Source organism: Bacillus safensis FO-36b, from assembly GCF_000691165.1.
Lineage (GTDB): Bacteria > Bacillota > Bacilli > Bacillales > Bacillaceae > Bacillus > Bacillus safensis.
In genome coordinates this window covers 56,214-70,730 of the sequence record NZ_ASJD01000002.1, presented here as the reverse complement: position 1 = coordinate 70,730, position 14,517 = coordinate 56,214, and the positions used below count along the sequence as shown (strand labels likewise).

The 14,517-nt window shown below is 42.1% G+C and carries 11 protein-coding genes; all 11 read left to right on the top strand.

Annotation, left to right across the window (positions count from 1 at the left end):
* The first annotated feature begins 3 nt into the window (after window positions 1–3).
* The 11 genes from BA81_RS04810 (at window position 4) to BA81_RS04760 (ending at window position 14,508) form a co-directional block, all read left to right on the top strand.
* Window positions 4–1,758 carry a HAMP domain-containing sensor histidine kinase gene (locus tag BA81_RS04810; RefSeq protein WP_034280895.1) on the top strand — a complete coding sequence of 585 codons (1,755 nt, stop codon included), beginning with the start codon at window positions 4–6 and terminating at the stop codon, window positions 1,756–1,758.
* Between the two features lie 135 nt (window positions 1,759–1,893).
* Window positions 1,894–3,333 (top strand): glucuronate isomerase, encoded by a 1,440-nt coding sequence (uxaC, locus tag BA81_RS04805; protein WP_034280893.1) that lies wholly within the window; start codon window positions 1,894–1,896, stop codon window positions 3,331–3,333.
* Window positions 3,334–3,390: 57 nt separating this feature from the next.
* A complete protein-coding gene (locus BA81_RS04800) occupies window positions 3,391–4,401 on the top strand; it encodes a LacI family DNA-binding transcriptional regulator (protein WP_034280892.1) in 1,011 nt (336 codons plus the stop codon).
* Window positions 4,402–4,459: 58 nt separating this feature from the next.
* Entirely contained in the window at window positions 4,460–5,917 is a 1,458-nt protein-coding gene (locus tag BA81_RS04795) for a tagaturonate reductase (RefSeq protein ID WP_034280891.1), read from the top strand.
* Window positions 5,914–7,407: a UxaA family hydrolase gene (locus tag BA81_RS04790; RefSeq protein ID WP_034280890.1), complete on the top strand. Its 1,494-nt coding sequence runs from the start codon at window positions 5,914–5,916 to the stop codon at window positions 7,405–7,407. The genes BA81_RS04795 and BA81_RS04790 overlap by 4 nt, the downstream gene beginning before the upstream one ends.
* A gap of 20 nt (window positions 7,408–7,427) precedes the next feature.
* Window positions 7,428–8,843, top strand: a complete 1,416-nt coding sequence (locus BA81_RS04785; protein WP_034280889.1) for a glycoside hydrolase family 28 protein — start codon at window positions 7,428–7,430, stop codon at window positions 8,841–8,843.
* Between the two features lie 147 nt (window positions 8,844–8,990).
* Entirely contained in the window at window positions 8,991–9,941 is a 951-nt protein-coding gene (locus BA81_RS04780; RefSeq protein WP_034280888.1) for an ABC transporter substrate-binding protein, read from the top strand.
* Window positions 9,907–10,965, top strand: a complete 1,059-nt coding sequence (locus tag BA81_RS04775; protein ID WP_034280887.1) for a FecCD family ABC transporter permease — start codon at window positions 9,907–9,909, stop codon at window positions 10,963–10,965. Before BA81_RS04780 ends, BA81_RS04775 begins: the two co-directional genes overlap by 35 nt.
* Complete coding sequence (locus tag BA81_RS04770) at window positions 10,962–12,248, top strand: heme ABC transporter ATP-binding protein (RefSeq protein ID WP_034280886.1); 1,287 nt, start codon at window positions 10,962–10,964, stop codon at window positions 12,246–12,248. Before BA81_RS04775 ends, BA81_RS04770 begins: the two co-directional genes overlap by 4 nt.
* 180 nt (window positions 12,249–12,428) lie before the next feature.
* A complete protein-coding gene (gene dapA, locus BA81_RS04765; RefSeq protein WP_034280885.1) occupies window positions 12,429–13,328 on the top strand; it encodes a 4-hydroxy-tetrahydrodipicolinate synthase in 900 nt (299 codons plus the stop codon).
* Between the two features lie 7 nt (window positions 13,329–13,335).
* A complete protein-coding gene (locus tag BA81_RS04760) occupies window positions 13,336–14,508 on the top strand; it encodes an iron-containing alcohol dehydrogenase (protein ID WP_034280884.1) in 1,173 nt (390 codons plus the stop codon).
* Window positions 14,509–14,517: the final 9 nt, after the last annotated feature.

Sequence of the window (14,517 nt, the reverse complement as noted above, 5' to 3'; positions counted from 1 at the left end):
TTTATGAATTTACGAGCAAAACTTTTCTTTCACTTTGTCGGACAAATGTTTATTGTGATTGCCATTCTGACGATCGGCAATACGTTCTCTGAGAACTTATATTTAAATAAATACTATGAGAACATGACCGAAACTGGTTTAACAAAAGCTGATGGAGATACACTCATGAGCTGGCTGTATTTTAACGAGGATGGAAAAATGGAAGCCGACGATCAGCTCAAGCAAGCAGTGGAAAAAAGAGACGGCTGGCTGCAAGTGATTGATTCAAAGAAGAATACCGTTTATAGCTATCACCGCCCTAAATCAATTCCAACGTCTTATCAAAAGGATGAAATGATCAAGATCTTTGAAAAAAGAGAATTTAAAGATTACAAGATGTACTTCTGGCCAATTGAGATTGATCAAGAAAGTTTTACTGTGTTATATGGGTTCAAAACGAACAGCACAAAGGTAGCCAATTATCTGAAACAGCACGAGAAAAATTTGGCTGCATTATCTCAATATTCGGTTGAAACAAAAGAATTCTTGAAGAGAATGAATGGATCGGTTCATTTGTTCAATGAAGAAGGAAAATATTTAAAAGGCATTCGGGCCAACACTAGTTTGAAACATAACGTAACAGATGTTGAATTGCTCAAGTATCAATCGAAGCCTTGGGAGTTTAGAAGTGACCTCACTTATATGAAGGTGAATAAAAACCTGTATATCATCGTCTCGGTACCAAATAAAGTATACAGCCCAGACGAGCTTTACGATAAAGAGAGGGACGCTTTAAATCAATATACAACCATCTTAATTGCAGGTCTTGCACTCACTATTATTATTGTCATGACATTGTGGTATTCGTATCGTTATGGGCTGCCAATTTATCACATTATTCGCTGGCTGATTTTCTTATCAAAAAATAAATTGCAGGAACCAACAAATAGAAAGGGAATTCCAGTCAGTAAAAATAAAAAAGGCCGTATTAAGCGGGAATACCGATTATTTGAGGATATCCTAAAAACAATGGATCAGCTCACGCTTACATTAAAAGAGAATGAAGCAAACCGAAGAAAAATTCAAACCACAAGGGAAGAATGGATTGCAGGATTGTCTCATGATTTGAAAACGCCTCTAAGTACGATTTACGGCTATGGACTCATGCTTGAATCCGATCAATATCAATGGTCCAAAGAAGAAGTCATGGAAATGGGACAGGTGATTCGTGAGAAATCAGAATACATGTCGACACTGATTGAGGATTTAAACCTCACGTACCGATTGAAGAATGGTGCCCTGCCTATTAATCGGAAACCGGTTGAACTCAGTGAATTTTTAACTTCCATTATGGACGAGTTTTCAAGAAGCTCTTCATCTGAGGATTATCCATGCTCCTTTGAAGATCAAACAGATGGTGTCATATTTGAGATCGATAAAGCATGGTTCAGACGAGTGATTGAGAACCTGCTGGCGAATGCAGTGAAGCATAACGAAAAAGGCACTCATATTACAGCAGTTTTATCTGAAACAGAGGAAGAAGTTCGGATCGAAATGAAAGACAATGGCCGCGGAATGGCACAGGAAACGGTGGATCACCTATTTAACCGCTATTACAGAGGAACAAATACAAATGATCCAACGAACGGAACAGGTCTCGGGCTTGCGATAGCAAAAGAGCTCGTCTTGCTGCATGACGGTGATATTCAAGTTGAAAGTGAACTAGGCACTGGAACAACTATTGCGATTATCCTAAAAAAATCATCACCTGTAAAATAGCCAAAAAACGATTTTCTTTTCTAAAGGAGATCGTTTTTTCCTGTTTTAGGATTGAAATCAATTTTGTGAACGATTACAATAAAATTGTTAACGTGAACAAATTATTTTTATCTATATGAGAAATGGGGGAGTTTGATGAAAGCCTTTTTAGATGAACAGTTTTTACTCAACAGTCAGACGGCGGAAAAGCTATACCATGAGTTTGCTAAGGACCTTCCAATTATAGATTACCATTGTCATTTAAGCCCCAAAGAAATCTATGAAAATAAAACCTTCCATAATATCACCGAAGCATGGCTTTACGGAGATCATTACAAATGGCGTGCCATGAGAGCTAATGGCATACCCGAATCGCACGTCACAGGGGATGCCTCAGACTATGAGAAATTTCTGGCGTGGGCGAAGACCGTTCCCATGACCATTGGAAACCCGCTCTATCACTGGACTCATTTAGAGCTGAGACGATATTTTGGAGTTGAAGAACTTTTAAACGAAAAAACCGCACACATCATCTGGCAAAAAGTAAATGAAAAGCTGCAAGGAGAGGGTTTTGGTGCAAGAGACTTCATTGTGAAATCGAACGTTGAAACAGTCGTGACAACAGATGATCCAGTCGACTCGCTTTGCTATCATCAAAAACTGCGGGAAGAAGGATTCACTGTGCAAGTACTGCCCGGATTTCGGCCTGATAAGGCACTTGATATAACGAATCACCTATTTACAGCGTATGTTCACGAACTGGCAGAGGCTTCATCTACTCCAATCCAATCCTACCAAGACTTTTTGAAAGCACTCCGTACAAGAATTGATTTTTTCCATGAACAGGGCTGCCTGATCTCAGATCATGCCATTAACGAAATGACGTTTGAAGAAACGACGGAAGAAGAAGTGGAAGCCATCTTTCATAAAAGAATGTCTGGGCATTCATTGACGGAAAAAGAGAAGATCAAATTTAAAACACAAACATTCATAAAGCTAGGTCAGGCTTACTATGAGCGTGGCTGGGCGATGCAGCTTCATATCAATGCGCTTAGGAACAACAATACGAAAATGTTTGAGCGGCTTGGGCCAGATACAGGGTATGATGCGATGAATGATGAAGACATTGCCAAGCCGCTTTGCCGAATATTGGACCGTTTAGAACAAGAACAGGCACTGCCAAAAACCATTCTTTATTCCTTGAATCCTAGGGATCATGTTGTGATTTCCACATTGGCTGGAAGCTTTCAAGACGGGACGACACCTGGGAAGATCCAGCACGGCACAGCTTGGTGGTTTAATGATACGAAACAAGGGATGACAGAGCAGATGATGGCTCTATCCAGTATTGGGCTGATCAGCCGTTTCATTGGGATGCTGACAGATTCACGAAGCTTTTTGTCGTATACAAGGCATGAATATTTTCGAAGACTGCTTTGCGATATCATTGGAGATTGGGTAGAAAAAGGAGAAGCCCCTTATGATCTTGAGCTGTTAGGGGGAATCGTGAAAGGAATCAGCTATGAAAATGCCAGGCAGTATTTCCAATTTGACCGAGCAAATCAGCTCAAGCATCACCCAAACAAAATGACATGAAGAAAATGAAAGCGGTTTTATGATAAGATGGTAAAAAATCATAAAAGGCGGAATAGCATGACAGTCACAATTAAAGACATAGCAAAATTGGCAAACGTCTCTCATACCACGGTATCAAGGGCTTTGAATAACAGTCCTTTTATTAAAGAGAAGACAAAACAAAAGATTTTGTCGATTGCAAAACAGCTGAATTATTCACCGAATGTCCATGCGAGAGGCCTAGTATCACAAAAATCATTCACAATTGGTCTGTTTTTTACGAGTTTAACAGAAGGCACATCTTCAAGCTTCTTTGTGGATGCGTTAAAAGGTGTCAACAGCGTCATGACAGAGTATTATAATCTCTTTGTAAGAGGAATTGACGACTTTCACGATTACACAACCATTCATAAACAACGCTACGATGGCATTTTGCTCATGAGTCAAAGCGAACACGATGAAGCATTTATCCATCATGTGAAGAAACAGGGCATTCCCATCATTGTGCTGAATCGCCGTGTAGAAAGTCATGAGGTCATGAATATATTAGCAGATGATAGTCAAGGAGCTTACCAGGCTGCACACCATTTCATTCAGCAAGGTCATGAACAAATCGCCATCATTGAAGGGAAAGAAGGCTTTAAATCAACTCAAGAAAGAAAAGCTGGTTTCCTGCAAGCGTTAATTGATCACCAAATACCTATGAAGAAAGAATATATGATGAAAGGCGACTATCACATGAAAAGCGGCTATGAATCAATGGAATCGCTGCTGGCCCTTGATGATCCGCCAACAGCGCTCTTTTGCTCAAACGATGACATGGCGATTGGTGCAATGAATGCATTGTTTGCAAAAGGCAAAACGTGTCCAGGTGATATTTCTATTATTGGTTTTGATGATATTGCCTTTTCATCCTATACCACACCTGCATTGACAACGGTGAAAAAACCGATTGAAAAAATGTGTGCACTTGGAGCAGAAGCTATCCTTTCAGTGATAAACGGTGAAGAGCAAGAAGAAGATCATATGGAAAAAGTGTATGTCCACACAGAGCTGATGATCAGAGATTCAGTCAAAAAGGTGCAGTAATCAGCACCTTCTTAGAAAAATGTTCACGTGTGCATAATACTTGGAGAGGGGAATCCATTTGAAACGATTATCAAAAGCCTTAATCCCAGCACCTGAGTATCCGGAAACGATTTTGCAGATTGGTGAAGGAAATTTTATGCGAGGATTTATCAATTGGCACATCCAGAAGCTGAACGACTGCACAGATTTTAAAGGAAGAGCGGTTGTTGTTCCTCCTCGAAAAGGATCGGTAGCAGCCTTAAATGAACAAGATGGCCTGTATACATTATGTATTCAGGGATATCATGACCAGCAAGAAATGAATGAACGTATGATCATTCAATCGATTAGCAGAGGAATTAGTACGTATACGGATTACGAGGAATTTTTACACGTAGCGGAAAACCCGGATCTCCGCTTTGTTTTCTCAAACACGACAGAGGCAGGACTTGTGCTCAGAAAGGAGGATCGTTTGGAGGATCGGCCGCAAGCCAGTTTTCCAGGAAAGCTGACAGCGTTCTTGTATCACCGGTTTAAAGCATTTGCTGGAGATGAGCAGAAAGGACTGATCATTCTGCCTTGTGAATTGGTTGAACAAAATGGTGATCGATTGAAGGAATATGTGATCAGTATGGCAGCTGAGTGGGAACTGCCGCCTGCGTTTTTTACATGGATTAAGGAAGCCAACACGTTTTGTAATACGCTTGTGGACCGGATTGTCCCTGGATTCTCTAAGAAAGCGGCTGACATCGTACGAAAGGAAGAAGGGTATATCGACGAATTGCTTGTCACGGCAGAATATTATCATCTTTTTGTCATTGAAGCGCCCGCTTTTGTGAAAAAGGAGCTCCCCTTTCAAGAAGCAGGATTAAATGTACTTTTTGTAGAGGATATTGCGCCTTATCGTATGAGCAAGGTACGAATTTTAAATGGTGCACATACGGCGATGGTGCCGATTGCCTATTCATGCGGTTTAGAAACTGTAAAGGAAGCTGTGGATGATGAGCATGTTGGTCCGTTCATCCGGCGTATGCTGGAGGAGGAAGTATTGCCAGGGCTTGAACTCCCTGAAGATGAGCTTCTTCTTTATACACAATCCGTTTGGGATCGTTTTTGCAATCCATTTGTAAAGCATCAATTGCTGGATATTGCGCTGAATGGGGTATCCAAATTCCGAACCCGTAATCTTCCGTCATTGCTTGATTATGTCGAGCGAAAGAAACAGCTGCCAATGAAACTTGTGTTTTCACTTAGCAGTCTCATTTATTTCTACAGAGCACATGCAGGAAGGGTAAAGGATGATGAAACTGTGCTAACGCTCATGAAGGAAGCATGGGACGAGGAAAACCATTCTAATGAAGGAGTTGCAGCGAAAATTCTTTCATGCGAGTCATTATGGGGCAGAGATTTAACAGATATAAATGGATTGAGTCAAGCTGTAGCTGATCAGCTTACCCTCATACAGACGCATGGGATGAGAGCAGCTGTTCATCGAATGATGCTTCATCAATATGAAAGTCAGGGGGAGAAAGCATGAAAGACTTTATTGTCATCCACCCTTCAGATAATGTCGGTATTGCTTTAAAAGGACTTGAGCAAGGGGAGGAGCTGCAGCATCAAGGACATACGATTATCTTAAAAGAGACCGTCGCCAAAGGTCATAAGTTTGCATTGGCTGAAATCAAGCAAAGAGAGAATATTATCAAATATGGCTATCCCATTGGTCATGCAGTGACTGCCATTTCTGCTGGAGAATGGGTGCATACGCATAATATCAAAACCAATCTATCTGGCAAGCTGGAATACGAATACCAGCCTTCATTATCAGAAAACCCCTATGAAAAAACGAATCTTACATTTAAAGGGTATAAACGAAAAAATGGCGGAAGCGGAATCCGCAATGAGCTTTGGATTGTTCCTACCGTTGGATGCGTGAATGGCATCGCCGATCAAATGATCCAAATATTCATCGCTGAAATGGGTGGAAACATCCATCCTTTTGAAACAGCCCTTGTATTAAAGCACAATTATGGCTGCTCACAGCTTGGGGACGATCATGAAAATACCAAAACCATTTTACAAAATGCGGTGAAGCATCCTAACGCTGGAGGAGTACTCGTTCTTGGGCTTGGGTGTGAAAACAATGACATTGAGGATTTTCAGTCCACATTAGGTGAATATGACCGTACGAGAGTGAAATTTTTAAGAAGCCAAGAAGTAGGAGATGAGATTGAGACGGGAGTCGCTTTACTCAAGGAAATTTATGATGCGGCGAAAGAAGATCATCGTGAAGACATTCCGTTATCTGAGCTGAAAATTGGCTTGAAGTGCGGAGGATCAGATGGATTCTCTGGTATTACCGCAAATCCGCTTTTAGGCAGACTGTCCGATTTTCTTGTCGCGCAAGGCGGAACAACTGTGCTGACAGAAGTGCCAGAAATGTTTGGTGCTGAAACGATTTTAATGGAGAGAGCGGAATCAGAAAAGACTTTCGACAATATTGTGCAAATGATCAATGACTTTAAACAATACTTCATGGATCATCGACAGCCGGTATATGAAAATCCTTCCCCGGGAAATAAAGCAGGTGGAATTTCGACATTAGAGGATAAATCTCTTGGCTGTACACAAAAAGCAGGTACTTCTGATATTAAAGATGTATTGAAATATGGAGAGCTGCTGAAACAAAAGGGATTGAACCTATTAAGTGCACCTGGTAATGATTTAGTTGCTTCATCTGCACTTGCTGCTTCTGGCTGTCAAATGGTCCTGTTTACAACAGGCCGGGGGACACCATTTGGTACGTTTGTGCCAACAATGAAGATCTCAACCAACACAGCCTTATATGAAACAAAAAAGCACTGGATTGACTTTAATGCCGGAGAACTGCTTGAAGATGTACCGGAAGATGTTGTATTAGAAAAATTCATTTCAACTGTCATTGATGTGGCGAGCGGGAAGCTGTTAAATCATGAAAAAAACAATTTTAGAGAGCTGGCTATTTTCAAAACAGGTGTCACACTTTAAGGCGACTGGGGGATGAGAAAGTGTCTAAAAAACGGGATTTGATGTATATCACAGCAGGAACGGTACTAACTGGAGTCGGAATTGCTCGTTTAGCAAAGCAAGTGAAGAAAAATAAGAAAGCAAACGGAATTGATCAAGTGCTAAAGCAGATAAAAGCACCGCAGTTCCAAGATCGTGAATTGAATGTGGTGCATTATGGAGCAGATGCGGAAGGGCAAGAGCTTTCTACAAATGCCATTCAGTCTGCCATTGATGATGCGCATCGGTTGAAAGGGGGACGGGTGCTGATCCCAGCAGGGACATTTTTGACAGGTGCTTTAGAATTGAAAAGCAATGTAGAACTTCATCTGCATGAGAAAGCCTATGTGACATTCAGCCAAGACCCAAAGGATTACTTGCCTCTTGTACTGACAAGATATGAAGGGGTTGAACTTTATAATTATTCACCTCTCATTTATGCACACCATGCAGAAAACATCGCTATAACTGGAGCCGGAACCCTTGATGGCAGAGGGGATGAGCATCATTGGTGGCCCTGGAAGTATGGGACAAATGGCCAGCCCTCTCAGGATCGGGATCGCCAGCTTTTGTTTGAAATGGCGGAAAAGAGAATACCGGTAGAAGAAAGGGTATTTGGAGAAGGTCATTATTTAAGGTCGAGCTTTATTCAGCCATACCAATGTCAGCATGTGCTAATCGAAGGAGTGACAGTGAAGGATTCACCGATGTGGCAAATTCATCCTGTGTTAAGTGATAACGTCATCGTCCGCGGCGTTAAAATCATTGGGCATGGACCAAACACAGATGGTGTCAATCCGGAATCTTGCCGGAATGTGCTCATTGAAGATTGTTATTTTGATAACGGAGATGATTGTATTGCCATCAAATCGGGCAGAAACGAGGATGGACGGAGAATAGGGATTCCATCTGAAAACATTGTCATTCGTAGAAATGAGATGCGGGATGGACACGGCGGTGTGACGATCGGGAGCGAAATCTCTGGCGGAGTAAGGCATGTTTATGCAGAAGATAATGTCATGGACAGTCCGAACCTTGACCGGGCACTGCGTATTAAAACCAACTCTGTCAGAGGCGGCACCATTGAACATATTTATTTTAAAAACAATACAGTCAAAAGTCTAAAGCATGAAGTGGTCTGTATCGACATGATGTATGAGGAAGGAGATGCTGGTCCGCATCGTCCTGTTGTACGTCATATTGAAGTGGAAGGACTCAAAAGCAGCGGCGGACGATATGGTGTGAAAATAGCCGCATACGCACATTCTCCTGTGACTCACTTTAAAATGAAAGATTGTGTCATAGATGATGTGACGTATCCATTATCTTTAGAGCATGCCGTTTCTCCTGCTTTTCAGAAAGTCGTCATCAATGGAGAACAAATCAATTCATTGAAGAGTGAAAAACAGTCTTTTTAGAGGCTGTTTTTTTGTTTTATGAACAGAAAAGACGCTTTTAGAAATCACATATACAACCTATCTGCACTGTAGTATAATATTCCCGAAATTAGAAAAGAATTGACGAAAGAGATTTCGTTAAGCAGTACATAAACCAGGGGGTTACTCATGAAAAAGTTAACAGCTATTTGGCTATCGTTATTGCTTGTGATGGGTGTTTTAGCAGGATGTGCAGGCGCTGAGACAGATCACAAAGCAAAAGGGTCACAAAATAAAGAAACGGCCACTGCGGCATTTCCCGTATCGATAAAAGATGCAGCTGGCAAAACAGTCGAAATCAAAGAACAGCCTAAACGAATTGTTTCGTTAATTCCAAGTAATACGGAGATTGCTTATGCACTCGGTCTTGGAGATAAAATGGTTGGACGATCAGACTTTGACAATTATCCAAAGGAAGTCGAAAAGGTAGAGAAGATTGGCGGACTGGAATTCAATGTCGAGAAGGTCATTTCCTTAAAGCCAGATCTTGTCTTAGCACATGCATCTCAGATGGGATCAAAAAATGGATTTAAACAGCTTGAAGATGCAGGGATCCAAGTGCTGACTGTAAATGATGCAACGTCCTTTAAGGATGTGTACAAATCAATCAATATGATCGGTGAAGCAGCCGGCGTGAAAGAAGCATCAACAAAGCTTGTAGACGAAATGAAAACAAAGCTGAATGACATCAAGAAACAAGCAGAGGGGATTTCGAAAGACAAGCAAAAAACAGTCTTTGTTGAAGTATCAGGAGCACCTGAAATCTATACAACTGGTAAAAATACATTTATGGATGAAATGCTTTCTGTTATCCATGCCAAAAATGCTGCAGGTGATCAAACTGGCTGGGTGCAAATGACGGAAGAATCGATCATCAAGCGAAATCCTGATGTCATCGTTACAATTGATGGATCAGGCTTAGCTGATTTGAAAAAAAGAGACGGCTGGAATGCAATGAAAGCAGTGAAAGAAAAACAAGTCTTTCAATTGAATACGGATCTCGCATCAAGACCGGGACCGCGATTGGTTGAAGGAGTCGAGGCTCTTGCGAAAAACGTCTATCCTGACACGTTCAAATAAATTGATCATCGCATATACACTAAGTGTTTTACTTCTTGTGATGAGCGTTGGAATGGGAATCTCCTTTGGAAGCTTAGGGATTCCCATTCCTTCTATTCTTCGTATATTTGTTCATGAACTATTCGGAGTGCAGTTTGGAACCATTGATTCCATCGATCGCAATATTATGATGAACATTCGGCTGCCAAGAGTCATATTAGCGGCATTAGTCGGAGCAGCACTTGCGTTATCTGGTGCAGCTTTTCAAGGTTTATTAAAAAATCCTCTCGCTGACCCTTATACGCTGGGGGTATCTCAAGGGGCATCAGTTGGAGCCGTAGCGACCCTGTTTTTCAGCTTGCAGCTCCCGCTTTTTGGCAGTTTCACACTGCCATTATTCAGTATGACAACAGCGCTTGTGACCCTCTGTCTCGTTCTCTTTTTTGCGCGTCTTGTTCATCGGGGGATGAGCATTTCTTCTTTAATTTTGACAGGAGTGATTTTCAGCTCTTTTTTGGGTGCGCTCATTTCATTGATGATTGCTTTAACAGGTGATGATCTAAAAGAGATCATTCATTGGCTGCTTGGCAGTGTGTCCATGAGGGGCTGGCGTTATATTGTGCTTTTTCTTCCTTTCTTTCTTATTGGGACCTTTGCGTTAATGTTGATGGGGCGGGATTTGAATGTGATGACGTATGGCGAGGAGAAGGCAAAGCTATTAGGTGTTCATGTGAAAAGGAGCAAATATATTGTGCTGCTGGCGGGCTCGATCCTGACCGGAAGTGCAGTAGCGGTATCAGGGACGATCGGTTTTGTAGGACTTGTGATTCCGCATTTTATCCGCCTCTTAACTATCACAGATCATCGGCATCTGCTGCCTTTATCTATGCTGAACGGTGCTTCCTTTCTTGTATTAGCAGATGTGTTATCCCGTACCATCATTGAGCCGACTGAATTACCGATTGGCATCATTACTGCGTTAATTGGTGCACCTGTATTTGGCATCATCCTCATTCGTAAATATAGAGGGGGGACGCACGTATGATTCAAGTGAAGGAAATCAGAGGTGCATATGGAGAGAAAGAGGTTATTCGAGGCATTAATCTTGAAGTAAAGCAAGGAGAATTTCTCGGTATACTCGGTCCAAACGGGAGCGGTAAGACGACCCTTCTTAAAATGATGGCAGGGATTTTAGCACCTAAGAGCGGAGAGGTGCGTATCGGCGGTCACCTTATTCAATCCTATCCGCCAAAGGCGCTTGCGCAAAAGGTGGCCGTTCTGCCGCAGAAAACGGACCAAGCTTTTTCATTTACGGTGGAAGAAACCGTCCAATTCGGTCGTTATCCATATCAAAAAGGGTGGCTGCAATCTGTCACGCGAGAAGATGTGCAGGTCGTCAGCAAAGTAATGGAACAAACGGGTGTTGCACAGTTTAAGAATCAATCCATCCATGAGTTAAGCGGAGGAGAACAGCAGCGTGTATATTTAGCACAGGCATTGGCGCAGCAGCCTGAATATTTATTGCTGGATGAACCAACGAGTTTCCTTGATTTAGCCTATCAAAAAGATTTGCTTGATTTAATTAAAGAAGAAACTGATTCCTCTAGGTTAACGGTCATTGGTGTATTCCATGATGTGAACATCGCTAGTTTATATTGTGATCGGCTGCTTCTGCTTCATGAAGGAAAGACAGACATGTTAGGACTGCCGCATCACGTCTTGACCACTGAACGAATCAACCGTGTGTATGAAACAAATGTGACACCGCTCCAGCATCCATTTAGGGCTAACCCCCAGCTGATGGTTGAGCCTGCAGCCCCTTCAAAAGCATCAATTGTAAACATAGCCGATGGCTGGAGGACTTATAGCTCAGAAGGAATGACGTTTTCCATTAATCAGCCTCTTCGCATCCTTTCCTCACATAAGAAAAACGGCGGGTTCTTTTGGAAAAGGTCTATTGGAACGGGAAAGAAGACGCTTCATGAGCAGCTAGAGTCATCTGAAGATATGCTGTTTTTCGAGCAAGCTAACGGATTAGCACAATTTGCCGCAGAAGACGCCGAAGACGATATGATCCTTTGCGGCATGCTTCAGCAAGAAGAGTTGGCCATTTGGCTTATCCTGAAACGATCTTTATCAGACGGAGCAGCTGTTCAGCTCATGGGGCAGCTTATGCACATCATGAAGCAAGAAACAAGCATTCCAATCCATCATCTTTGTATTGCTACACCCAATACGCATGAAACGGAAGATGCTGACCTTTTACACGAAAGATTAGGACAAAAGGTGCACGGGCTTCTTCAAAAGTTGAGTGCCATTCAAAAGTGAACCAAAATGGTTCGCTTTTTTTGTTGAAAACATCAACAGCTACATAAGAAATGAACTTAATATAACGAAAAATCAAAAAAGTGTTGCTAATTAAATCACAATCCTTTTATAATAAAAAATATGAAAGCGCTTAAAATATGACATGTTTAAAAATGCAACACATAAGAAAGGGAGGATTATTTGGACATTCAAGGGATTATACCAGCTATTTTGACACCGCTTACTGAGGAAGAACATTTTCATCCCGAAGTGGCAACGCAATTAGTGAATCGTTTGATCGAGTCAGGTGTACACGGCATCTTTGCTTTAGGCACAAATGGAGAGTTTCATTTGTTTTCAGAGGAAGAAAAGCTTCAAATTGCTGAAACTGTCGTGAATGCTGTTGACAGACGAGTGCCGGTATTCATTGGAGCAGGTGAAAATAGTACGGAGGCAACCATCAGGCTGTCAAACAAACTGGCAGATCGAGGGGTAGATGTTCTGTCTATCATTACACCTTACTTTGTTGCACCAACCCAAGAAGAGCTGTATGAGCACTTTCGTCACATATCTGAGAATGTAGATATTCCGATTCTGCTTTATAACATTCCATCTAGAACAGGAGTATCTCTAGCACCAGAGACGGTTGCACGGCTCAGTGCACTGCCGAATGTGCTAGGCATTAAAGATAGCAGTGGAAACATTGAAAATATCAAGGCATATCTGGATGTCACAAAAGATGAAGATTTTGTTGTCCTTGCAGGTACGGACTCACTCATTTTGGATACCTTGAAACTCGGCGGAGCAGGGGCGGTCGCAGCAACTGCAAATGTACTTCCTGAAACTGTCGTTGGACTCTATGAATCTTTTCGAAAAGGGAAGCTTGACGAAAGTGAGCACTTCCAGAAGCAGCTGCAGCCATTAAGAGCAACATTCGGTTTAGGGACATTACCAGCGCCTTTGAAAAAGGCAGCAGAGCTTTATGGAATTCCGGTTGGCCCGCCCAAAAGCCCTGTAAAAGAGCTGTCAGGTGAGGCATTAGAAGCTGTGGCACAAATGGTTGAAGACTATCGCAAACAAGGAAAAGCGGCAAAGGAGTAGTGAAGAGATGACGATCACGCATTATCACTTTCAGACGGCATCACACATTGTATCTGGCGCAGGTTCTTTAGACCTTCTTGGGGAGAAATTAGATAGTTTAGGGCTTAGCAGACTCACATCCATTTTTATATTAACGCAGCCATCGATCGTATCACTTGGTTATGCAGATCACATCAAAAGAGAACTTGCGAAAAAGGGGATAGCAAGTGAGATAAGTACAGAAATCAAACCTGAACCAACAGAAGAAAATATCGAGGATGTATTCCACACCTTTTTAAGAGGAGCGCATGACGCCATTATTGGAATTGGTGGCGGGAGTGTCCTTGATGCTGCAAAAATTTTAGCTGTTCTTAAGACAAACGATCAGCCGATTTCTGCTCTCGTTGGCACAAATCTTGTGGAAAAAAGGGGAGTGCCAACGATTCTCATTCCGACAACCTCTGGTACGGGATCTGAGGTGACACCAAATGCAATTGTGACTTTTCCAGAAAAGGAATTGAAAATTGGAATGGTTAGTCCGCATCTTTTGCCAGACCTTGTCATCTTAGATCCAGCACTTACTCTCAACTTGCCGAAATCTATTACCGCAGCTACAGGTATGGATGCTTTTACGCATGCGCTTGAATCTTATATTTCAAATAAAGCCAATCCATTCAGTGATATGTTTGCACTGGAATCGATGCGGCTGATTTCAGGAAGTATTCAGGAGGCATATCATCACGGGGAGAACATGAAGGCAAGAGAAAATATGCTTGTTGGTGCAATGTATGGAGGAATGGCGCTTACAAGTGCCGGAACTGCTGCTGTTCACGCTATGGCTTATCCATTAGGGGGGAAATACAAGATTTCTCATGGTGTTGCTAATTCCATGCTGCTTCCGCATGTCACTGCTTTTAATGCAGATCATATCATTGATCGGCTTGAACATGTGGCAAGAGCAATAGGACTAGCGGGAGCTCACACAAAGCAGGAGCTTGCAGAGCGTGTGATTCATCAAATTGAAGATTGGACAGCGGATTTACACATTCCACAGCAGCTCAAAGCTTTTGGCGTGTCCAAGGAGGATGTACCGGCACTTGCTCAAGCAGCTTCAGAGGTGAAGAGATTAATGGACAACAATCCAAAGCCAATGTCTGTTTCTGATATTGAACAGGTATACATGAAACTGCTCGACGCTTAACGCTTCATT

What these genes read in the sequence shown, in the direction of transcription:
- BA81_RS04780 (WP_034280888.1), top strand. Translation starts at nt 8,991, where the DNA reads ATGAAAAAGTTAACAGCTATTTGGCTATCGTTATTGCTTGTGATGGGT.
- BA81_RS04790 (WP_034280890.1), top strand. Translation starts at nt 5,914, where the DNA reads ATGAAAGACTTTATTGTCATCCACCCTTCAGATAATGTCGGTATTGCT.
- BA81_RS04800 (WP_034280892.1), top strand. Translation starts at nt 3,391, where the DNA reads ATGACAGTCACAATTAAAGACATAGCAAAATTGGCAAACGTCTCTCAT.
- uxaC (WP_034280893.1), top strand. Translation starts at nt 1,894, where the DNA reads ATGAAAGCCTTTTTAGATGAACAGTTTTTACTCAACAGTCAGACGGCG.
- BA81_RS04760 (WP_034280884.1), top strand. Translation starts at nt 13,336, where the DNA reads ATGACGATCACGCATTATCACTTTCAGACGGCATCACACATTGTATCT.
- BA81_RS04810 (WP_034280895.1), top strand. Translation starts at nt 4, where the DNA reads ATGAATTTACGAGCAAAACTTTTCTTTCACTTTGTCGGACAAATGTTT.
- BA81_RS04770 (WP_034280886.1), top strand. Translation starts at nt 10,962, where the DNA reads ATGATTCAAGTGAAGGAAATCAGAGGTGCATATGGAGAGAAAGAGGTT.